The organism is Vibrio sp. 2092 (assembly GCF_033339635.1).
Taxonomy (GTDB): domain Bacteria; phylum Pseudomonadota; class Gammaproteobacteria; order Enterobacterales; family Vibrionaceae; genus Vibrio; species Vibrio alginolyticus.
Map to the genome: position 1 here is coordinate 586,224 of NZ_JAWOUY010000002.1, position 21,648 is coordinate 607,871.

Here is a 21,648-nt window from a genome sequence, read left to right on the forward strand (position 1 = left end):
TCCTTATTGGTTGACGCGTTTCCAACGTCCATTTTCCATTCCGAGTAAATATTTCATACCGCCGATAAAGTTGGCGAGATGACCAATGACGATGTAACTAATCAGCTTAAAAGGTTTAATTGTGTTAAGTGCTGGCATCAAGTAAGTGATAAGCGCGATGCTATAAATACCAACTTGTGCGAACAGCATTACTTGAAACAGCGGATTGTGTGCCAGTAGTAGTGAGCAAATAAAGCAAACAATCATCAAATAGGGTGTTGCTAAGCGCAGGACCTTTCCCGATAGAAATGCAAAGGCAGTGCCACGATAGCGAGGTAGCAGTAATTTCTTTAATTGCATGAGCTGCTGCATGTTACCTGCTGAAATTCTTAGGCGTCGTTTGAAATCTGCGTCATCTGAGCTTTGTTCGAGCTCAAGCGCCAGCATGTTTGGCTCGTAAATAGCGCTATAGCCTCGCAAAACGATTCTCATAGGGAGAATAAAGTCGTCATTAATGGTGCTAACTTCCAGTGGTTCAAATAAGTGAGTTCTGAAAGTGTAAAACGCACCGTGGGAACCAATCGTTGAACCTAACAAGGATTCTTGGTGCTTTACTCGAGACTGGTATTGCCAATACGCCGCTTCACCTTGGTTATCAGTACTCATTATTTGATATGTTGCGTTAACCACTCCAACGTTCTCATTTTGATAATGCTGACTAGCTAGCAACAGAGAATCGCAAGAAATCAATGCCGACGTGTCACTCAGTGCGGTAATGTCCGAGCTAACATGACGCATTTCTTCGTTGAGTAGGGCAACTTTACCGCGATTGACTTGGTGATCATTAATAATGAACAGAGTATCAGAGCAGATTGCTTCTTGAATTGTCGCTTGAGCAATCTCGGCTGTGTTATCTGTGCAGCCATCACATGCGATCACTACTCTTAATTTATCCCTCGGGTAGTCTAGGCTCGCAAGGTTACGGATCTTCTCTGCTATCCATTGTTCTTCATTGTAGGCGGGCACGATGACAGTAATAGAGGGTAGCTGGCTGTCTGTTTTGGAGGCTTTGTAAGCTCGCTCTACAAATGGTGCTTTGGTTTCGTCTTGCTGTTTTAAAGGAAGCCATTTAAGGAGCAGTGGGTACCCAACGTGATGATAGACAATCAAAAATGCGGATAAACCAAACCCTATAATCCAAAGTAAATCATTCATAGCTAGCCTCCTTGGCCAAACGTGAGTAGCGACTCACCATGTCTCTGATATCAAAGTGTTTGAGAATAAAAGTTCGAGGAGAATGGTGTGATGATTCCAGTTGTTGTGATAACGCTTCGGCCAACAAAAACACGCGATTTGCTTCAACCAGTGTGCTGTTGTTCGGACAGAGCGTCTCTTTCACGCCGCCAACATCCGTCGCGACGCAAGGAATGTCACATGCTTGAGCCTCGAGGGTTGAGAGAGGAAAGCCCTCTTGAAGTGATGGTAAGCAAAACAAATCTAGGCTTTGGTAAAAGCTGGGCATATCGTCTACCAAACCTAAAAAGGTTACTCGATCTTCAAGTTTTAACGTTCTAACTTGTGCTTCCAATTGAGTTCGCTGAGAACCATCACCGGCTATTGCTAGGTGTGTGTTTGGCGCAAGATGAGAGAATGCTTCGATAAGCACTTTATGACCTTTAACTGCTTCTAGACGCCCGGCAACGCCAATCACGATTTTGTCGGTTGGAAGTTCAAACAAGTGTCTTGTTGCCGTTTGGTCACCGCTTTTAAACTTCTGACAGTCAATCCCGTTATGGATAGTACAAACTTTGCGATACTTTAACTTAGTCTGTATTTGATGGGCGACAAAGTTAGCATCGGCAACTACTTGCGGGCGAATCATCGTTAGCAAAAGGGACTGTAGTCGAGCTGATTTTTTGTTATTAAGGTGCCATGCGTCGTGCTCGGTATGAATCACTACAGGTACGTGCGCTAAACGTGCAGCAATACCACCATACAGAAGTGGGCCGATATGATGGGTGTGGACCACGTCTGGTCGCATTCTTTTTATCATTGAAGTCAGCGTAGCGATGGTCTTCCCGCTGAATCCAGGTCTTTTATTAAGAAAGTGTAGTTGGCCTTGGTAGGGCAACAGTTTTTGCCAGCCTTGTAGTGCATGTTCTTTGCTTCCTTCTAAGCTCACGACAAAAACGGAATGGTTTGGCGGCGCAAAACGAAGCATTTCTAGCACGAGCGTTTCTAAACCGCCAGGAGCTAAGTGTTGCACGACGTGTAATATCACTTTTTTGCTGTGCTTAGTGTTATTGTGTTTTTGTCTGAATTCCATTTTCAAACCCTCGTTGAGTTCTTTGTTTATTTAGGAATTGCAGACAGCGTGCCAAGAAATTAAACACTTAAAAACAATAGGTTAATTTCAGCTCGTGTGAAGTTCTATGTTTATTCTCAATTTGAGATTCATATTAGTGGACATGCTATGAGGCTGTATAAGGCAGTAGTAAAAGAAAAGCACTCGCCGACCGAGTGCTTGTAAATGAGTTCTTATGGCGGTTAGTTTCCGTACACTACGTTAGGTAAAGTGGTGATGACAGGAACACCAAGGTGTTTTTCTAATGCTCTTTTAGAGCGGATAGAGTTATCGGCTAACTCTAGTATCGTCGCTAATCCAATGCCTAAACCAGCGCCACCAATAAATCCTAAAATGACAAATACAAAACTAGGTAAGTTAGTTGGAATCGTTGGCGTGAACGGTTCATCAATGATTTTTACGCGCTTATTCTCTTCAAACTCTCCCAAAGAACCCGTTAGTTGGGCCATCTCATAGCGTTCGACGAGTTCATCATACATTTCTCTCTTCACTGCGACGTCACGAGCTAAGCGGTTGATTTCTGTTGCTGTGCTCCCAAATTGGTGCGCATTTCGCTCTAATTCTTGGATCATGTCTCGCAAGCTGTTGGTTTCTTCCGTAAGTGCTTCAAAACGTCCGCGCATCATTTGTAATTGATGTAGTTGGGAGACAAGTAGAGGCTGTGCTTCGCCAAGACTGTTTACTGTGGTATTGCTCGCGATATCCCATAGTTGAGCACTGTTTAGTTCTGGTTGTTTAGAGTTCAAGAGTACCGAGCGTTCCTGCTCCAACCGGTTTAATTCTCGCAACTTACCTTGCACCAAACTATGCGCCTCTGTGTATTTAGCGCGAAGCAGGGTAAGTTCACTACGAATGTCGATGATTTGCTCTTCCAGTTTACCGATAACCGGGTTCGTTTTGGATAGTTGTTGATCCAAACTGCCTAGACTTCGTGAAACACCAGCAAGCTCCGCCTCCTTTTCGGCTAGCGTTTGTTTGAGGCTAGCAAGGCGAGTAAGGCTTTGAGCTTGCATTTCGGGCGTCGCGTCTGAGTAAGTATTTTTATACTCTGCAAAAGCTTGTTCAGCCTTGTCTAGTTCTTCCCTGCGTTTGTTGATATGGATAGTCAAAAAATGACTCGAATCTTTAATCGAAGAACGCTCAGGAGCCAAAAGCTGTTCGACAAAATGCTCTCTGACAGAGAGCAGCATCGACTCCATTCCTTCTGATTTACCACTTTGCAATTGAATTTGAATGAAGTCTTTACCGAGTGGCTGAACAGACAGGCGCGACGCAAGATCTTTTATGATGAACTCTTGCTCTTTTGCACTCATCTCGTCATTGATCAGCGATTGTTCTTTTGCGACAGAATACAAAACGTGTCGGCTTTTTAGCAGAGTACTGAGTGCGCTCAATCGGTCTTTAAGCATTGTTGAGACGGCAAGGTCTTGAAGGAACGGGTTCATTTTCGCTGTCTCTTGAATAAGCATGCTGGTGTGAGCAACATAAGTCGTCGGAACCAGCTTACTTACGATGAAACCCAGCACCGGCAAGACAAGCATAGGGATAACGATCATGTAACGACGTCGCCAAGCGCCATGTAGTAATACACTAAGGTTCTCTCTCAAATCGTTCATAGCGTCCTCACTAATTTCTCAACTTGGTTGGCTCTTGCTTCCCAGCTTTGCTGTTGAACATATTGCTTTGAGTTTGCTGGGGGGGGGATCAAGTGATCGAGACTGGCACATACGTCTTCTAAATTTTGAACTACATGGAGCATATGTTTGTAGGGCATTAATGCAGGAAACGGTGTGCTGATAACAGGGGTTCCTGTTGCCAAGTACTCAAGAAGTTTAAGCGGATTACATGCCTTGATTTGAGCGTTATCAACAAAGGGCAACCAACTGGCATCCCAGTGTTGGGAGTAACGTGGCAGAGTGTGATGCGCTCTCGGGCCCAGGTAGTATACGTTGCATCTTTGTGGAAGTGGATTATCACTGAACTCGTTAGGGCCGATGAACACGAGATCCCAGTCAGGCGCTTGGTCTGCGACTTGGGCAATTAAGTCGTAGTCTAACCATTCAGACAAACTGCCATAAAAGCCCAGCACTTTGCGACCATTATTAGGAAAATCTTCAGCCTTAGGTGCTGGCTCAGAAAACAGACTAAAGTCGACACCATGAGGCAAAGTGACGGTTTTACCAGATGGAAATTTGGTGGAGAGTGTTTCGCTTGCCGTAAAGATAACGCTGGCCGCATTAACAAGAGTACGTTCGTGCTTGGCCACCGTGTCGTGGTCAACACCAGCTAAAGCGCTAAAGTCATCGCCACAATAGTAAATCAGTCCACGTGGGTTCATTTCTGCACAAAGATCGGCAGCAGTCGGGAGCGACGTCCAAAATACAGGCTTATCAAAACCAAGAGCTTGTAATTGTTTATTGAGTTGGTGTTTCATCATCTTAGCGGCCACTTTTCTTGCTAATGCAGAACTAGGGGCAGGAATGGTGAGCAAGTTGATGATGTGAATGTTTGGGTTTGTTTCAGAGTCCAATGTTGGCTTGTGTGAGCCTACGTTATGAAATACACGAGTGAGTTTGTTTAACGCACGTTGTATGTCTTTAGAATCCAGCTTAGGTTGACGAAGGCCAATGGAGTTCACCCAAAGGATGCGATGGTTCGCTGCTAGTCGCTTGACAATATGCTGAGTGGAAGAGGGTAACCCACCAAAATCTTCTCCAAATACTACGATGTCTGTCATGTGGCTCTCCTTGAGTCTTGGTTATTTGATTACTAATTAAGTGAGTAATCACAATGCGTGCCAAGGAATTAGCCATTTTAAAACAGTGAGTTATGGGTTTTGTTTATGTTTGAAACTAGGATTTCTCATTTTGACAGTCACTTTGAACAATTCGGCTAACGACAACTGTTAACGCCGCTAGAATGTAAATTGGCCAAGTGAAACCTTGAGTCAGAAACGTGCCTGATACGATGGTACCGATAAGTCCACTTAACACGGCGTTTGCTCCAACAGAGAGGGTGTAATCTGATTTTGGTGTCAACAATGAGATGGAATGCAAGGAGGTGCGGATCAATGACACAATTAAAGTAATGAACACCGCGAGTCCGACAAAACCCGTTTCTGCCAACACGCCAAACCAAGTACTATGGACCGCGTGGTTGATACCATCCCAGTGTGGGCTGTAGAAATAGTAATTAAAGTAAAAGTTATCTAGACCTACGCCAGTCAACGGGTGATGCAGTGCCATTTTAAATGCCGCTTCCCACGCATAAAGTCGCCCCATCGCAGAGGCATCTATACCATCCTCAGCGGCTCCCCCCGATTCTCGTCCTGAAATACCAGCGAATGCGTAGAGTACGATGGCTGCTACGGCGCCTAGTACCAAGACTAATGTTTTGCTTTTGATGTGTTTAAAAGCAAAGTAGGCAAATACAGACAGTGAACCGAGTAACCCACCGCGGCTCTGAGTCTCAATGATCGCAAAGAACAAAACCAAACAGGTGATAAGGGCAAAGAGCCTGAGATGCTTGGGGGAATGCTTCTCCATCAATTGACTAACGGTAAAGGCAAGGGGAAACATCAGCACTAGTGCCAAATCGTTAGGATCGCCAAGTACTGAACCTATGGATCGTCCTATTGACACGCGCGTTCCTTCGACTAAATCAATGCCATTCGCAGCGTTTTGTAATGCCACTAAGCCAATCAATAATCCGGCGAAAATAATTGCTTTTGACATCTGAGCGAGCTGTGAAGGTTTAGTAATAAGCCAGGTGATGGCCAACGTCATAATGATGATTTTCCAATAGGTATTTTTGAACACCGTTATTGCGATATCACGACTGGAAGCGAATATTATTCCGATGATCACCAGACCCCAAAATATACACAGCCACTTTAATGAAGGGTGCCAAAAAGCTGTAATCTGGCGGCTTATAAGAAGGTGAAAGGCGAGTGCGGCGAGTGCCCCCAGTGATAACAGTAATGGGATCTTGAAGTTATAGATAACAGGAAAGGCTTCGTGAATACGAAAGAATGAAAAAATAACGAACAGTGTGACAAGCCAAAACGTTTGATTGAGAACAAACAGTAACGCGAGTGGTGCGAAACACAACGCAACAATCAAAATGGGATGAGGCATAACAATCCAAAGCAGGCCGATACAGACTGTAATCGTCAGTGCTGCGATGGACTGTTTTGTTCTCACCTTGGTTTCATTCATAACGAGTATCTCTTCACCTGTCCACGCCGTTTCACTATGTATCGAGTGAGAGCATTGAGCGTCTCTTTACTCATGTAGCGAGTGGCTATCCCTGCCAGCAAACTGCATGTCAAAATGCAAATTGCGATGGCGATGCCTATTGATTGTGAAGAGTGAAGCAGGAACAGTGCCACACCGGATACAATCTGTAATAAAACCATCAGACTGAGGTGAAAAGGCAACGTCATACATTGTTGGCCTACTACATAAGTCAGGCCCAACTTACACAGTTGTGCGTAATAAAGCGCAATGAATACGCCATAAATGCCCAGAGAAGATAAGCCAAACAGCAAAGCAATCGCAACGCACGCAGAGACGACATTTATACCCAGTAGCCAGCGAGTACGACGCTTGTACAAAATGGAGATGTTAATCAGCTCGCTCCATTCTTTTAACATGGCGATAGGTAGCAAGAATAAGCTGAATAGTACCGCCTCATGATAGGTTTCTGGCAGTAAGTGGGTGATCATCACCATTGCTAATGTGCCAACCACTACACTCAAACCTGTAATGTAAATCATACCTAAGTGTGTGATGCGCACTGCCTCAGTGTTCTTGCGCCCTTCTAAGTAGTTAAATCGACGTGGCATCCACCACATGCCAAACGGCTGCACTAAAATACACATGCCCACTGCAAATTTTACCGCTATCGCGTAAATCCCTAACGTCTCAAGAGAAGTGTTGGCACCAATGAACCAGCGTTCAGCGCCATTGAGACAAAATGCTACTAAACCGGCCATCATCATTGGTAGGCAGTAGTTTAGGTATTGTTTTGCCAATGCCAGCTTAGGAAGGGTGACATTGTAACGGTTAACGATGTGCAGCCAAACAAATTGAGTAATAGCAGCTAACAACCCCCCCCACAAAACAGAAATAACATGGGGATGAACAGACAGCGCCGCGACGATAAAAATGACCTGAAAAATGGTGGTAGTGACCATGACGTTAAGCAGTGTTCTTGCTTTGTCGTCTTGTGTTCTTAACCAGGCGGTGCCGATTGCAATGCTGCCTTCTAGAACGATAGCAAACATAACAATAGCGAATTCGACTCGCGTAAAAGGCGCGGGAATGGGGGCGATTAAAATGATAGTGAGCAAGCTAAGAGCGACGACGCCAGCGATGAGTAAAGCAAGTGAGTACAGCTGGTTTAGTAGGCTTGTGCGCGTATTTTGATCCTTTTCAACGCCGACGAATCGATACAGCGCTTCATGCAAAGAGAAACTGACAAACAAGGTCGTAACAACACCAAAGGTTGTTAGAAGCTCAAGCTTGCCCATTTGCTCTGGTGAGAGAAAGTGGGGCAATACAGGCAGCATGATTAGGCTGATGCTTTTATTGATCACTAAGGCGATAGCAAATAGCGTCATGTTGGTCATTGCTTTAGACATGATCATATCCTTTGATGTCTCGCGGTGTCTTGAGTGTGCAATCATTGTTGGTAGCAATTTCGGCAGCAAGGTGCTGGGCGATTGGCAAATAACAACGTTCGGCTGTGTATAGTTGAGAAACATTGAGTGCTTCGATACCCATCGTTACTTTCATCCACGGCGATTCATTCAAAAGGCGAATTGCGTTGTGTAACGAAGCCACATTGTTAGGCGTGTATTTAATACAATTTCGGCCGTGAGTTAACACGCGGTCCCAATAACTATCATCATGTGGAATGACGACACACATACCTGCAGCGAGCGCCTCCAAAATAGATAACCCAAAAGGTTCGTTGAGACTGGTGGAAACAAACACACCACACTGTGAACGCAATTCATCTAAGTTGTTTGGGCACTCATGCCATTCAACACCTTGTGTGTTGAAGTCCGGTGTTGAATATTCCACACCTGCCACGTTAGGTTTGATGTAACACACGGTGGATTTGATCTTTTTCGACTCATCAAGTGTTAAAGCATCAAGCAAAAGATCGATGTTCTTCCATTTTAGTAAGCTAGCTGCCCAGAAAACGCGGCTTGAAATCGGATTCGCTTGTTTTGGCCAGCGATCTTTCGATAATCCATTAACAAACGTAGATGTATTCAAACCACACCAATAGCGTTCGGTGGCTGGCTTCTCTGTTTTGAGGTAGGCCTGTAATGCTTCTACCATTGATTCGCGGGTGTTTGCCAAGTAGTAAATTGCCGATGCTTTTACTAAGCAGTAGCCAGCAGATCTCGATCGTCCAATAGGGCCATGAACCATCTGTACCACAGGCTTTTTGCAAATTAATCGTAGTAAGTACAAAGGCATATCATTACTTGGGCAAGATAGGCCCAAAAAGCTATCTATTTTTGGCAGCTTCATGCACGCGTAGAGAAGTTGGAGAAAGTAGTAAGCGTTCATCAACCAGTAGGTCAGTCCATGAGTCGAGTTAAATGGTGATGGTTTTATTTTTATAACTTGCACACGCGGTGTATCACTAAGCAGTGACGCCCAATGCTCTGGATTTGTAGTGAGTAGATAACCAATCACGTTCAGCTTATCGCACTGCTTAAGGAGCTCTGCATTCGCGATTTTGGATCCACCTTGCATTGGGATGGCGTCGAACATCAATACACGTTTCATGACCGGGCTCCTCAATTGATGCTCAACCAGCGTGAAAGAGGCTTCATGCAGTGAGTCATTGGCATTGGTGTAATGGCGTTGTTATTAAGTTCACCTTCGTAAATACGTTCAATAGCGTTGATAGATGCAGTCGTCGTTAAGTTCTGGCTAGCATGTAGGTAAGCGTTTTCCGCCAGCTTGTTTCTTAATGCCGCGTCTTGCATGACTTGTTGAATCGCGTTTAACAGGCTCGCCATTCCACTGTTCTGGTACAGCAATGCAGAGTGATTATGCTCGAACAACTCAGGAATGCCTCCCGTTTTAGGAGCCACGATAGGCAGTTGAGCTAAAGCCGCTTCCCCGAGCACGAGACCAAAGGCCTCTTCATAGGCGCCGCTAATAAAAGCGTCTGCATTACCACACATCCACGCTCCGGCATTGTGTTGCTCCCCGACAAAGTGCACTCGTTCTTGGATACCAAGATCCGCGGCAAGCTGTTGCAATGCTTCTCTTTCTTCGCCGTCACCAACAATAACAAGGTGAGGGTTGTGGTGGTGGTAGTTGTGCATGCGCATTGCGCGAATAAGGCGGTCGAATCCTTTGCGCTTAATCAGCGAACCCACCGACAGAAAGGTAAAGGCCTGTGATGGGATTCCGAGGCGATCTTTAATGTCGATGGGTGTATCCACGCCTTGAAGTGACACGCCGTTGTGTACGACATGAAGTTGGTTTTGTGGGTAGCCGTCCTGAAGAATTTCGCGTCCAACATCTTTGCTAACGCAAATCAATTTTGGAGCGAGGTGAAGTCCGAGAGAGAAGCGATCGCGCAATGTATAATGGCAATGAAGTTGCGTGACAAGTGGTATATGATTCATGCGAGCAGCCAAACACATCCATTGACAAGGGCCGCCGCTATTGACGTGTACCAAGTCGATGCTGTGCTTTTCGATCAAAGCTGAGCCTTGTTTGATAAGGCTATTCCACCCGCTAATATCCCAGCGAGGTGCACTCCAGCCACCAACGAGATTGAAAACAGAATGTTCCGCTTCAATTCCGAGCGATTGACACTTATCGATTAGTGGCTGGCAGTTTGACCACACGAATGGCTCAAACTTATCACGGTCAATCCCTGAGATGAGATCCAGAAGTACCACTTCACTGCCGCGAATCCAATTATCACCATAATGAACATATAGAATGCGTTTTGGCGTAGTCATAAGTCACCTCTGTCTCATCATTAATCTGCGTTAACTGCTGAGCTGCAATAGAGATGCCAAAATATGCCATTAGTTTATGTGATTGAATCTTATATGATATTTATGTTTGGAACTCATCATTCTCATATTGAGAACCAATATGGATTAGTGATCCGTTTCAATTTGATATTTTTGTAGCAATACGGGAATCACACTTTGCGCTGAGAAATCATCAATGATGGTTTGTCGAGCATTCTGGCGAATGAGTGATTGTTGCGCTTCACCAATCGACATCCAGTCATGAAGACATTTAGCAAGAGAGGGAATGTCTTCGACGATAAAACCATTTTTACCCGTTTGGATAATATCTGGAAGACGACCTACACGTAAGCTCATCACGGCAATGCCTCTCGACATGGCTTCAAGCGCCGCCATTGGAAGACCCTCATAACGAGAAGAGATAATAAGTACGCTGATATTTTCCCAAACACCTTCCATATCGGTTTGATGGCCGAAGAAAGTCACATTTGGAGGGGCAGCTTGATTAAGCGACTCTTTTTCCGGGCCATCACCGTACACACTAAACTGTAATGTTGGACAGAGCCTCGCTACCTCAATAAATTGATCGGCACCTTTTTCCTGGCTCAATCGGCCGACAAAAGCGATCTCCTGATAGTTGAGTTGACTGTTGGGAATCGAAACAAAGTTATTCAGCAGTTCTGAAGAACAAAAAACTTTGCGCTGAATACTTGGACTGACAGCAAAGCAATAGTCAGATAGGCTGCCTGAGCTTCTATCAAGCCAATCGTATAGCCATAGTTTCCCTGAGGACGATTCACCAGCATGATAAGTTGAAATCAAACGAGGAAACGTACGGGTGAGCAGTTTGGCGCAGCGCGACAAAATCGACGCTTTATAACCATGGGAGTGAACCACTGAGGGTTGGTGATTGGCGACGGCGCTTGTTAGGTGTTTAATTTTTAAAGCTTTATTGGGCTCGCCAGACAAATAGTTTAAGTAACTCACAGGGATCGCGGCTTCTTTTGCCTTCTGTACAATCTGAGCGGCTGGCGAATACTCAGTGGTTAGCACAACTCGAGCTTTGTTTCCAAAGGCGATTAATCCCCGAGCTAGCTCGATAACGTGACTTTCAATGCCGCCGAATAGACGGCTATCAAGCAAGATCCAAATTTCACCAATGGCAGGTTTATCAAGATTGTTCGAGATTAATTTCATCCGCTTCCCACGCTTGTTTTTTTCGGTAAACCGTAGATGGGCTTAACTCCAGCATGACAGCGGCGTTGAGGACGTTGCCATCACAGTACGCGATTGCGTTTTGAATTGCTTCACGCTCTACTTGCCACATAGGACGAATGGTTCCATCAGCGTTAAAGTACGGTGAGGTAGCAGCAGAGGACGGTGTACCAGGCAGCTCCGCTGCGGTAATCGACGGTTCGACCGCAGAAGGTGAAAGTTCCTCAGTATAAACAGGTGGTGGTGTGATTGGTGCAATGTTTGTTGACTCTTGAGCAACATGCGCAGGCGTCGTTGTTTTCGTCACTTTAGACTTTTTAGTAAGTTGAGCGGGTAGGTGGCTCACCGTGACTTTTTCGTCGTTATTAAGCACCACAATGTTACGTATGATGTTTTGTAGTTGCCTTACATTACCCGGCCATTCGTAATGCTTGATGATATGTTGAGCTTCACTGTCGATTGTTGAGAATTTCTTTTTGTCCTGTTTGGCGTAAGTGGTCAAGAAGTGCTTGGCAAGCGTGACGATGTCACTTCCTCGTTCACGTAATGGGGGCATATCGATAGGTATAACGTGCACACGGTAGTATAAGTCTTCACGAAAACGACCTTCTTCTACTTCTGTTAATGGATCTCGGTTAGTGGCACAAATGATTCTCACATCTACTTTCATTTCTCGAGTGCCACCAAGAGGGGTGTAAGTGCCCGTTTGTAGAAAACGGAGCAACTTCTTTTGCATCTCAAGTTCCATTTCACACAGCTCATCAAGAAAAAGCGTACCACCATGTGCCAGCGTCGCCGCACCTTTTCGATCTGTTGTTGCTCCAGTAAAGGCCCCTTTAACGTGACCAAAAATCTCACTTTCCATCAAATCTCGTGGAATAGCCCCACAGTTAATTGCAATAAAAGGCTTGTCTTTACGGTCGCTCTGGCGGTGGACGGCTTCAGCACAAACTTCTTTACCTGTGCCGCTTTCTCCCACAATAAACACACTGGCAGAAGTTGGCGCAACAGCATCAATGGTCTTGTATACCGCCTGCATCGGGAGGCTTGAACCGATGAATCCGTGATAGTTGTGGCGATCAAACTTGGACTGAATATTTTCCACCAAATCTTCCAATTTGGCGCGTTTGAGGTGCAATGCGACTGATGTTTTTAGGCGATCAGCGTTTATGGGCTTTTCTAAGAAATCTTCCGCACCTTTTTGAATTAGATTAACGGCTAAGTCGACGCTGCCGTGTGCCGTAGCAATAATAACGGACGTAGGAATGTCATTCTGGTTGATCCAATCCAACACGTCTTCGCCAGACATGTCGGGCAGTTTCAAATCGAGAATGATGAGCTGAGGTTTGCTTCTTTCAATAAATTGAATCGCTTCGCGACCTGTCTCGACATGAAAAATGTCATAAGGTTCGTCTTTCACATACTGCTTATAAAGTATGGCTAGTGAAGTAGAGTCCTCTACCAGTAACACCCTTGGTCTCATAGTCCCATCCCAACGTAGTTTGTTTCATTTTTTATGATTTTTGTCAGCACTACTATTTGGCATTATGAGTGGTTTATAGCTCTCTAGTGCTGAAAATTCTCAATTTGAGAAAAGCGTTATTTAAGTATTAGCACAAGGTAGGAAATTTGCGAAAAATCCATACTTTTTAATTGATTAAGTTATGCCCAAATAATTTAAAGGTGTGTGGCTTGGCGAGGGTGATTGAATTTGGAGCCTAAATTTCTGAGATGATGTCGGCATCGCGCTTTATCAAACGCGATGCTTCGCTAGGGAGTAAGACACTGATACTACTCAAACCCTTGAGCTTTTCGCTTTTCTAACGCATCAAACGATTCATTGGCGAGTTGCGGAAGTGTTTCACAAAGCTCCAATGCTTTTGGTATTTTTCCTTCGACACAGTACTTCTCAATCATTCTTGCTTGTCTTGAAAGCGTTCGATTGCCTAAAGCGAGAGCAGAACTGCCCAGTGTGTGAACCTCGAACTCTAATGTTTGAAGGTCTTTTGTGCTTAATGCTTGCTCTATTTTCTCCATGCGATCGCGTGACTCTTCGACATAGTGATCAATCAAGGTAGGGATGATTTCGGCGCACGTATCTTTGATCATTTGCTGAAGAATATGCTCATCCACTAATTCTTGCTCGATAGTCAATGTATTATTTATCGTCATAATAGCGCTCCCTATAACATAAACAGTTCGCTTTTTTTAATTTGCTGAGACAGTTTTTCTTTCCACTTTTTTGGTAAGAAACGCAGCTTGGAAACTTGGCGGATTAACTCATCTTTCAGGCTTGGAGTGTGCTTCATGTTCAGTACAGAACCAATCAAGTTCGCATCGCTAGCATCGAGTATCTTTTTGGCTTGCTCGAGCTGGGTTGCAGTCGTAGAACCATAATGCGCTACTAACAAAGTAGCATCACATACGCCAGCAATCACTTGAGGCGCAATATTGCTTCGGTTGACACTGAGAAGTGGTGATGTATCTATCACGACGCGCTCGTACTGCGTTAACCATTGTGCAATGTTTCGTTTCAGCATTGTTGGGTCTCGGTACGCTAACTGAGTGCTGGCGAGAGATGGAGCTGGGAGGCCGACTAAAGTTTGATGTGTATTCTCTCGTGTGATCAAATGGCCAACCTTCTCGTCATCATCAAATTCGTGAACAGTGTGATAAGCGGGTTTGAATAAGTTAAGGTCTACATACAAAGTATTGTGGCCTGCTAAAACCAAGCGCTCTGCAAGAGATGACGCCACGGAAGTGACACCATCTTCAGATTTACAACCCACAACACAAATCGTTTTGTGGCCTTTCTGTTCACTCTGAAGATAAATTTGCTCAATCTCAGCGTGAGTTGCAGGAATAGTCATTACAACGCTCCTATTAACACGATGGTTGTGGTGATTTGTAAAATATCTCTTAATCCGGCCCTCGCTTTTTCAACAAAGCTTTCGTCCTTATGGGGAATGTAAATCGTGTCGCCTGCGCGAATGACTGGCAGCTCATAAATGTTGGCTGTTTTACTAAAGTTCACCAAATCAAATGTTCGGGCTTGGCCCTGGCAGCAAGACATATTGACCACACTGATCTTTTCAAGGTAGGCATTGTCAGTTGGTCCTCCTGCTTCCGCTAACAGATCAAGCACAGTCATGTTGTCATTGAATACGTATCGCCCTGGGTCTCTTACTTCACCTAATACGCGTACCGTGGACTCTTTTGAACGGTCTAACCAGTTTTTGTTTTTTTCTGGAATGTAAATGGTATCACCAGGACGAACGTGGGGCAGAATTGACTCATCGCCTGTTTCAAAGTACATCGATAAATTCAATTTACTCACTTTGGCATAACCTAGGCCTCGGTGTGTGACACGGATGTTGTGAATATCTGCATCCATTGTCGGTCCGTCGGCGGCAGACAAAATATCCAGAAAATGCATATCTTCGGTGAAACGATAGCGCCCAGGTGCATTGATTTGCCCGAAAACGTATATTGATGCGTCAGAGCTTTGGCTTACCCATTGCGATTTATTATCGGATGGGTCGTCAGGCAATGCATGTACCCTTACGACTGTACCAGCGGAAACTCGAGGTAGGCTTGATGTTGGCGAGCCATCCAGAATGTATTGGTCTAAGTCAAATTGTGTCATTTGACCGTTATTGGCGACTTCAATTTTGGTGGTATCAGCTCGTCGAGTTGGGCCACCAACGTGTGCAAGCAGATCAATCAAATCCATTTCGTCTGACCACTCGATGCGTCCAGGGCGAACAACTTCTCCCATCACTGCGACCGCTCGACTAGGTGCTACTTTTAACCAAGACTTCTCATTGAAATCGGTTTTCTCCGGCACGAAAATCGCGTCTCCTGGTCCAACATTTGGTGGTCTGGCTGAAGATAGTCCTTCTGTATGCGCGGTAAGATCGAATTTGATGACTTTGCCATCGGCTTTTATAACGCGAATTTGGCGAGATTCTGCGTAGCGAGTGGGCCCGCCAGCGTTGGCGAGGATATCCATGAAGCTAGCGCCTTGCTTGCCTTCGTATGCCCCAGGATGGGCGACTTCACCCATCACGTAAACCACATTTGCACCTGCTTTGATTTCTTCTTCCTGTTTTGGGACAAAGATGGTGGCACCTGGCAGGATCTCCGGCAGTAGGCTTTGGTCTCCAGTATCAAGGTACTTTTTCAGGTTAAACATGGTTGGGTTATTGTTTGTTATCACGCGAATTTGCTCAACACTGGCATATCGTGTCACGCCGCCAGCTCGCATTACGACATCAACTAGCGTGGTGTTTGGCTTGTATGAGAACGAGCCAGGTGCGTTGACTTCACCAAAGACTTTGATTGCACGAGCGGAATCTGCGCTGTCACCTGAATTCGCGAGTTTTGCTGCATCAAACTCTTGCTCAATATTCCCTACGAGTGGGGAAGCGGGGACAAACAAGACATCCAGTGATTCTAGTTTTGGCAGTTGGCTATTGTCCCCCGTATCAAGGAAGCGTTTGTAGTCAAATTCAATGTTTTTATTTCCACGTTTCACGATCATTTTATCAAGCTGAGCCCCTGCGCGCAGGCCGCCAGCTTCGTACACAAACATTTGAATGTTGGACCCAGAAGGTAAGGTATATTCACCGGGTTTGACCACGTAGCCTTGAACGGACACTAACAACTGTTGCTGTTTAATAAAAACTCGAGCGTTGTTAACGTCACGATAAACGGTCTTTAGCCTGTCGATAATCACGTCTTGGAGTTGTTGTTCATTGTAGCCGGCCACTAATACAGGGCCGACTTCTGGTAAATTAATTCGTCCACGACGATCGACCTGAAACCCTTGGTTTAACGACGCCTCTCCGGGTAAGTTAATCTGTATTAAATCACCGACCTTAACAGTATTGCTCTCATCCGCTATGGAAGAAGGTACCCACGCAACCAGACACAACAACATTAAGAGGATAAATGGTTTCATCGTGTTCATAGCGCGCCTCCTGCCGTTGAGTTGCGGTTTATTGAGGTATCGCTATCTGAATTAGGGCTAATAACCTCGATGCTTACTCGACGATTAGTTAAACGCACGGCGGATGTTTCACCTTCATAGAGTGGCAGGTTATCTCCGACAGATTTGGTAGTGACTCTCTCTGAAGTGATACCAAATACGGTTAGGTAACGCTTTACTTGTTCCGCACGCGCTTGAGCAAGTTTCTGGTTGTAATCGGGTGTTCCAGTTGCATCCGCATGCCCCGTTACTACAAGAGATAGGTTGGGGTGGTCACGTAAAATGTAGGCTGCTTCTGCCAAATGTCCCATGTACTTCGGGTTGATTTCTGCTGAATCGACAGCAAACTGGTTGTCGATATTAAGTAGTGCATAGATATCCGAGACTATGTTTAGGTCGCTACGTAGTGCTTCAATATCATCGGGCGGTGTGCAAGTTGTTTGGCTCAGTACGTAGTCGAGTTGTTGTTCGAGCTGGTTTAAGCGTCGACGCTGAATCACAAGGTCGTTGGCAGCGTCGAGTAAAAGCCCACCTTCTAACTCGCGCGCAATTCTATTTTGTTTTTCAAGGGCCTGAACAACTGCCGCAGGAAAACACCAGCGCGCGCCCTCTTGGATTAGTGCGTCTAGATGTAACTTGGTCAGTCGCCAATCAAACCTTAACCCATGTTCTGGACCTAAAGGCTCGTCAGGCATCACTGGGGAAAACTGATAATTCTCGATCGAGATATCTTGATAGCTTTCCGCCAAGCCACCTTTCCCGTGTTCTGGGTAGTCAAACGACGAACAACCAAACATGCCGACAACAAGACCGCTTACTGCATATCGTCGTATAAGATTTACCATGCCAACCTCCGTTTAAACCGGTATTTTTAGTGTCCTTTTGAGTTAACGGGAATGGCATGGTTGATACGAAGCAAGCTCATGATTTCTAAAGGTTGGCCTGATACGTTTTCAATACTCATGCTTCTTTCACGTTCAACTAGACGCTTATATAAGTAAACAATGGCACCAATCCCTGAAGAATCAAGAAATTGGACGTGCTGTAAGTTAATTTCGACTTCTTTGTGATGATTGTTGTGAATTACTTCATCAATGTGATGTTGTGCTTGTCGACAGCCGCTTGCATCTAAGTCACCAAAAAACTCAATGGCTAACTTGTCTTGATTGATTTCTAGTTTGCGTAATTCCATGACTCTGTCTCCGTTTGTTTTTCTAATTGGATATAGAGCAGGTAACGTGCCAATTTTAAACTATTTAAAAATCAAAAGTTTAAGCGCTGTTGATGATATTGTTCAATTTGAGAAAGGACTGATTCTCAAATTGAGAATCAAAAATGCACAGAGAAATGGTTTGCTTATAAGAGGTGTTGAACCTAAAGAAGTCATTAGAGCGGGGGATCTCGTCATGATTAGATTCCAACTCGATTGACGAACCATCCGCCTTACGTGAATAACGTGTAACGACTAAATGCAAAACCTGTCATAAAGTTTATGATTATCTTTGCAAATTATTACTAATGTTGATTGTTATGAGTCGAAGAATAACTAGTAATAAATAGGTCATCGAGAGGACTTACGTTTCAATAAAGGCGATTTTTTGTACAAGGTCTTCTTATGCCATTAAAAATGACATTAATTGCGCTGGCTGTTATGGCAGCGTCTTCACAGCCTCAAGCGGATACTTCTCTCGCACCACCAGTTTCTCTTGCACAAAGCTATCAGGATGGCATTGATGTGTCTGAATATTGGTATAGCGAAAAACTTGATGGTGTTCGCGCTTATTGGACTGGGCAACATCTCGTGACGAGAAATGGTAATCGAATCTACGCCCCAGATTGGTTTACAGGACCTTTACCTGATTATCCATTGGACGGTGAACTTTGGGCTGGGAGAGGTAATTTCCATCTTGTTCAGCAAACGGTGTTAGATAAAACTCCTGTAGAGTCTGCTTGGCGACACATCGACTTTATGATCTTTGATATGCCATATTCCGCTGGTGATTATCGGAAGCGTTATTACAACATCAAAGACTTAGTGCTTGAAGTCGACCAGCCTCATATCAAATATGTCGAGCACCGAGCGATTCAAAATGAAGCTCATCTGTTTACACAGTTGGATAAAATTTCAATATCCGACGGTGAAGGGGTGATGTTGCGGAAGGTATCAAGCCGCTATCAGGCTGGACGCGGTAGTGATTTGCTTAAACTAAAACGATACGCAGATGATGAAGCGTTAGTTGTGGGTTATAAGCCAGGAACAGGGCGCTTATTAGGTATGATGGGAGCAATGTTAGTTCGCTTACCAAATGGCATTGAGTTTTACATCGGTAGCGGATTTACCGATGAAGTGCGTCGCCAGCCTCCGAAAATTGGTTCAACCATTACATTTAGATATAACGGTTTTACACATACTGGTAAACCGCGTTTTGCTCGATTCTTGCGTGAAAGGTTGAAGGAATAGAACGCTCTGCACTTACTAGTTGCCAACGGTTACGCCACATCGTTTGAAGAGACCCTGCCAAAACTGAACGTGGTTTAGGGTTTCTTGCCTAAATGTCCTATGTGCCTCAATGATGCCATACTGGTGACCATGGAGTTGCATACGGTTCTCCACCAAAGTGGCACCATCATTAAGTTGTTGATAGGTACTGTCTAAATAAGCCAAATAAGGTTGCACTTCTTCAACGTAAATGGATTGAAAGACATTTCTTAAGTAGCGGAACTGAGTGGTGTCTCTGTTCGGCCCGCACAATACATTGCTCTGGTTCTGCTCAAGTAGCTGAGTTGTCGCTTTTAACCAAAGGGATGTATTTACCATTGAATAGTAAAGTCGTCCGAGTAAACGAGATTTCTCTAACTCTTCTTGATATTGCGTAACTTCCACATCGGGTAGACGTGAGACCGCGCGGTGGGGTAAATCATACATTTCGCTGAAAATACGATAGACATCGTTAATGCGTGCAATATCATTCGTCGTGTCTTGAGATAGCCAATCAGAGGCAGTTAGTTGCTTTTGCATGGCATCACTTACGAGTAGTAAGTTGTCGAGATGAATGTCTAGATGTTGCCACTTGGTTGAGTAAAGCTCTGTCAATGTAGCACGTTCTTCATCGCTAAGTGGAAATTCGGATAAACATCGATTCATGACTCTTAAAAGGGCAGTTTGATAATCAAAATCATGAAAGGCATCCTGCACCTTTCCTAGTTGTGAGTTTTTCTCAGCAAGTAAATTAAAGAGTCCGCACTGTCGTAATTGATAGCTCTCTAGCAGGCCAATAGATAGCCTTGGCAATGGCTCGAACAAAACACGTTTCGCAGGAATCGTTACCGTAGACTGTAATTCTATTGGAATAGCAGGAACGTCCAATACATTGGCTACACGTTGATGATACTTATCAAACATGGCGTTCTCTGGGTTGAACCAGTTATCACAACCATTAAGAATCAAGATTAAGAACAATAAAATAGACCGCACAAATATCCTTTTTTATAACTTCGTATCCGTTGTTTAGAGAGCAAAATCAACCGCTTCGTAATCTTGTTATAAGTATACTCAACCGTGTGATTATTCGATCAAAAAAGCCAGCGGATGCTGGCTTTTTTACTCTTTATTGAACTGAAAAGTTCAATTGCACTTCTGGCTCTTGGCGATGCATCCAACGCATTCTGACGCCTAACATAAAGGCAGCAGAAGATAGGCCGATGATAAAACCAAGCCAGAAGCCTTGTGCTCCCATTGGCTCAACAATCCAGTCTGTACGGCCAAGGACGTAACCAATTGGGAGCCCAAGAATCCAATAAGCAATAAAAGTACGGTTGAAGATGGCTCGCATGTCTTTATAGCCGCGTAATGCACCAGCTGCGATCACTTGAACCGCATCCGTACATTGATAAACAGCGGCAAACACGAGCAGGTGCATCGCTAGCGTGATTACCTCTGGGTTGCTAGTATAAAGCTCGGCGATCCACTCACGAGACAAGACGGTTAAAATCGCTGTGAGAACGGACAATGCTAGACCAACCATAATGCCGACTCGTGACGCTACGCGCGCGCCATCTACGTTTTCTTCACCAAGTCGATGGCCGACACGAATGCTTACTGCTGCACCAATACTCATTGGTAGCATAAATACCAACGAGGAGAAGTTAATCGCGACTTGATGCGCTGCCACAATGATAGGACCCAGTGGTGAAACGAGCAGCGCAACGACAGCAAACAGTGTAACTTCAAAAAACAGCGCTGCTGCAACAGGAAAGCCGAGTTTGAATAGACGAACTTGCGCTTTCCATTGTGGGCGATGCCATTCTCCAAATAGGTTGATGCTTTTCAATCGCTCTGATGTCATCACATACAGCAATAGCATGGCAAACATGACCCAGTAAACAATCGTGGTTGCTACACCACAGCCAACGCCGCCTAATTCAGGTGCACCAAACTTGCCGTACACGAAAATCCAGTTTAGAGGAATGTTGAGCAGTAAACCGATAAAGCCAATCACCATTGCCGGTTTCGTCAATGACATACCATCCGTAAAGCTTCTAAGCGTTTGGAAAAGTAAAAAAGCGGGTACTGCTAGTATAACGGCATGAATGTATCCCACCGTTTTTTCAGCCATCAATGCTTCAACATCCATCAGCCCGAGAATAAACTGGGTTTGAAGCAGGACTGCAATTATCGGCACACTGATCAGCAATGCCAAAACGACGCCTTGCTGAATTTCAAACGGGATTTTCACTCTACGACCAGAGCCATTTAACTGTGCGACAACAGGGACCAATGCCATTAATAAACCCACCCCAAACAAAATGGATGGTAGCCAAATACTTGAAGCGACAGAAACCGCAGCCATGTCGGTGGCGCTAACGCCGCCAGCCATTACGGTATCAACAAACCCCATACCAGTTTGAGCGACAGATGCGATCAATACCGGGGTCGCCAATTTGATAAGACTTGATGCTTCTTCTTTATAGCGATGCACGAAAAATACTCCAGAGCGGAACAATAAGTTGAAAGAATGAGAGTACTCGAGGGCAAAAGATGTGGTGAACGGATCTGATGGTTGATTTTAGTCACGA

General features: G+C 44.8%; 18 protein-coding genes. 1 reads left to right on the forward strand and 17 read right to left on the reverse strand.

Going from position 1 to position 21,648, the window contains the following annotated elements:
- Nucleotides 1-3: 3 nt before the first annotated feature.
- The 15 genes from R7P80_RS06330 to R7P80_RS06400 all read right to left on the reverse strand — a co-directional run bounded on the left by R7P80_RS06330 (nucleotide 4) and on the right by R7P80_RS06400 (nucleotide 17,764).
- Nucleotides 4-1,194 (reverse strand): glycosyltransferase family 2 protein, encoded by a 1,191-nt coding sequence (locus R7P80_RS06330; protein WP_033905250.1) that lies wholly within the window; start codon nucleotides 1,192-1,194, stop codon nucleotides 4-6.
- Nucleotides 1,187-2,305 carry a glycosyltransferase gene (locus R7P80_RS06335; RefSeq protein WP_213885319.1) on the reverse strand — a complete coding sequence of 373 codons (1,119 nt, stop codon included), beginning with the start codon at nucleotides 2,303-2,305 and terminating at the stop codon, nucleotides 1,187-1,189. Before R7P80_RS06335 ends, R7P80_RS06330 begins: the two co-directional genes overlap by 8 nt.
- 221 nt (nucleotides 2,306-2,526) lie before the next feature.
- Nucleotides 2,527-3,960: a GumC family protein gene (locus R7P80_RS06340; RefSeq protein ID WP_005377649.1), complete on the reverse strand. Its 1,434-nt coding sequence runs from the start codon at nucleotides 3,958-3,960 to the stop codon at nucleotides 2,527-2,529.
- Nucleotides 3,957-5,081, reverse strand: a complete 1,125-nt coding sequence (locus R7P80_RS06345; RefSeq protein ID WP_213962561.1) for a glycosyltransferase — start codon at nucleotides 5,079-5,081, stop codon at nucleotides 3,957-3,959. Before R7P80_RS06345 ends, R7P80_RS06340 begins: the two co-directional genes overlap by 4 nt.
- 115 nt (nucleotides 5,082-5,196) lie before the next feature.
- A complete protein-coding gene (locus R7P80_RS06350) occupies nucleotides 5,197-6,561 on the reverse strand; it encodes an O-antigen ligase family protein (protein ID WP_167415198.1) in 1,365 nt (454 codons plus the stop codon).
- Nucleotides 6,558-7,988: a lipopolysaccharide biosynthesis protein gene (locus R7P80_RS06355; RefSeq protein WP_225491404.1), complete on the reverse strand. Its 1,431-nt coding sequence runs from the start codon at nucleotides 7,986-7,988 to the stop codon at nucleotides 6,558-6,560. Before R7P80_RS06355 ends, R7P80_RS06350 begins: the two co-directional genes overlap by 4 nt.
- Complete coding sequence (locus tag R7P80_RS06360) at nucleotides 7,981-9,153, reverse strand: glycosyltransferase (RefSeq protein WP_115385966.1); 1,173 nt, start codon at nucleotides 9,151-9,153, stop codon at nucleotides 7,981-7,983. Before R7P80_RS06360 ends, R7P80_RS06355 begins: the two co-directional genes overlap by 8 nt.
- A gap of 11 nt (nucleotides 9,154-9,164) precedes the next feature.
- A complete protein-coding gene (locus tag R7P80_RS06365) occupies nucleotides 9,165-10,349 on the reverse strand; it encodes a glycosyltransferase (protein WP_225491403.1) in 1,185 nt (394 codons plus the stop codon).
- 144 nt (nucleotides 10,350-10,493) lie between these two features.
- Nucleotides 10,494-11,564 (reverse strand): glycosyltransferase family 4 protein, encoded by a 1,071-nt coding sequence (locus tag R7P80_RS06370; protein WP_170893796.1) that lies wholly within the window; start codon nucleotides 11,562-11,564, stop codon nucleotides 10,494-10,496.
- Nucleotides 11,539-13,065: a sigma-54-dependent transcriptional regulator gene (locus R7P80_RS06375; protein ID WP_065274521.1), complete on the reverse strand. Its 1,527-nt coding sequence runs from the start codon at nucleotides 13,063-13,065 to the stop codon at nucleotides 11,539-11,541. The genes R7P80_RS06370 and R7P80_RS06375 overlap by 26 nt, the downstream gene beginning before the upstream one ends.
- Before the next feature lie 308 nt (nucleotides 13,066-13,373).
- The gene (locus R7P80_RS06380; RefSeq protein WP_005377636.1) at nucleotides 13,374-13,754 is read right to left on the reverse strand and encodes an Hpt domain-containing protein; all 381 of its coding nucleotides are present in this window, start codon (nucleotides 13,752-13,754) and stop codon (nucleotides 13,374-13,376) included.
- A gap of 11 nt (nucleotides 13,755-13,765) precedes the next feature.
- Nucleotides 13,766-14,452 carry an AAA family ATPase gene (locus R7P80_RS06385; RefSeq protein ID WP_054730238.1) on the reverse strand — a complete coding sequence of 229 codons (687 nt, stop codon included), beginning with the start codon at nucleotides 14,450-14,452 and terminating at the stop codon, nucleotides 13,766-13,768.
- A complete protein-coding gene (locus R7P80_RS06390) occupies nucleotides 14,452-16,554 on the reverse strand; it encodes an SLBB domain-containing protein (protein ID WP_064353904.1) in 2,103 nt (700 codons plus the stop codon). The genes R7P80_RS06385 and R7P80_RS06390 overlap by 1 nt, the downstream gene beginning before the upstream one ends.
- Nucleotides 16,551-17,417: an OmpA family protein gene (locus R7P80_RS06395; protein ID WP_225491402.1), complete on the reverse strand. Its 867-nt coding sequence runs from the start codon at nucleotides 17,415-17,417 to the stop codon at nucleotides 16,551-16,553. The genes R7P80_RS06390 and R7P80_RS06395 overlap by 4 nt, the downstream gene beginning before the upstream one ends.
- Before the next feature lie 26 nt (nucleotides 17,418-17,443).
- A complete protein-coding gene (locus R7P80_RS06400; RefSeq protein ID WP_017634929.1) occupies nucleotides 17,444-17,764 on the reverse strand; it encodes an STAS domain-containing protein in 321 nt (106 codons plus the stop codon).
- A gap of 423 nt (nucleotides 17,765-18,187) precedes the next feature.
- Here R7P80_RS06400 and R7P80_RS06405 point away from each other — a divergent pair, with 423 nt between their 5' ends.
- Entirely contained in the window at nucleotides 18,188-19,033 is an 846-nt protein-coding gene (locus R7P80_RS06405) for a DNA ligase (RefSeq protein ID WP_017634928.1), read from the forward strand.
- A 15-nt stretch (nucleotides 19,034-19,048) separates the two neighbouring features.
- Here R7P80_RS06405 and R7P80_RS06410 read toward each other — a convergent pair whose 3' ends face one another.
- Both R7P80_RS06410 and R7P80_RS06415 read right to left on the reverse strand, forming a co-directional pair.
- A complete protein-coding gene (locus tag R7P80_RS06410; RefSeq protein WP_206954080.1) occupies nucleotides 19,049-20,047 on the reverse strand; it encodes a DUF3080 domain-containing protein in 999 nt (332 codons plus the stop codon).
- A gap of 133 nt (nucleotides 20,048-20,180) precedes the next feature.
- On the reverse strand, nucleotides 20,181-21,551 hold the full coding sequence (locus R7P80_RS06415; RefSeq protein ID WP_005377626.1) for an MATE family efflux transporter: 1,371 nt from the start codon (nucleotides 21,549-21,551) through the stop codon (nucleotides 20,181-20,183).
- Nucleotides 21,552-21,648: the final 97 nt, after the last annotated feature.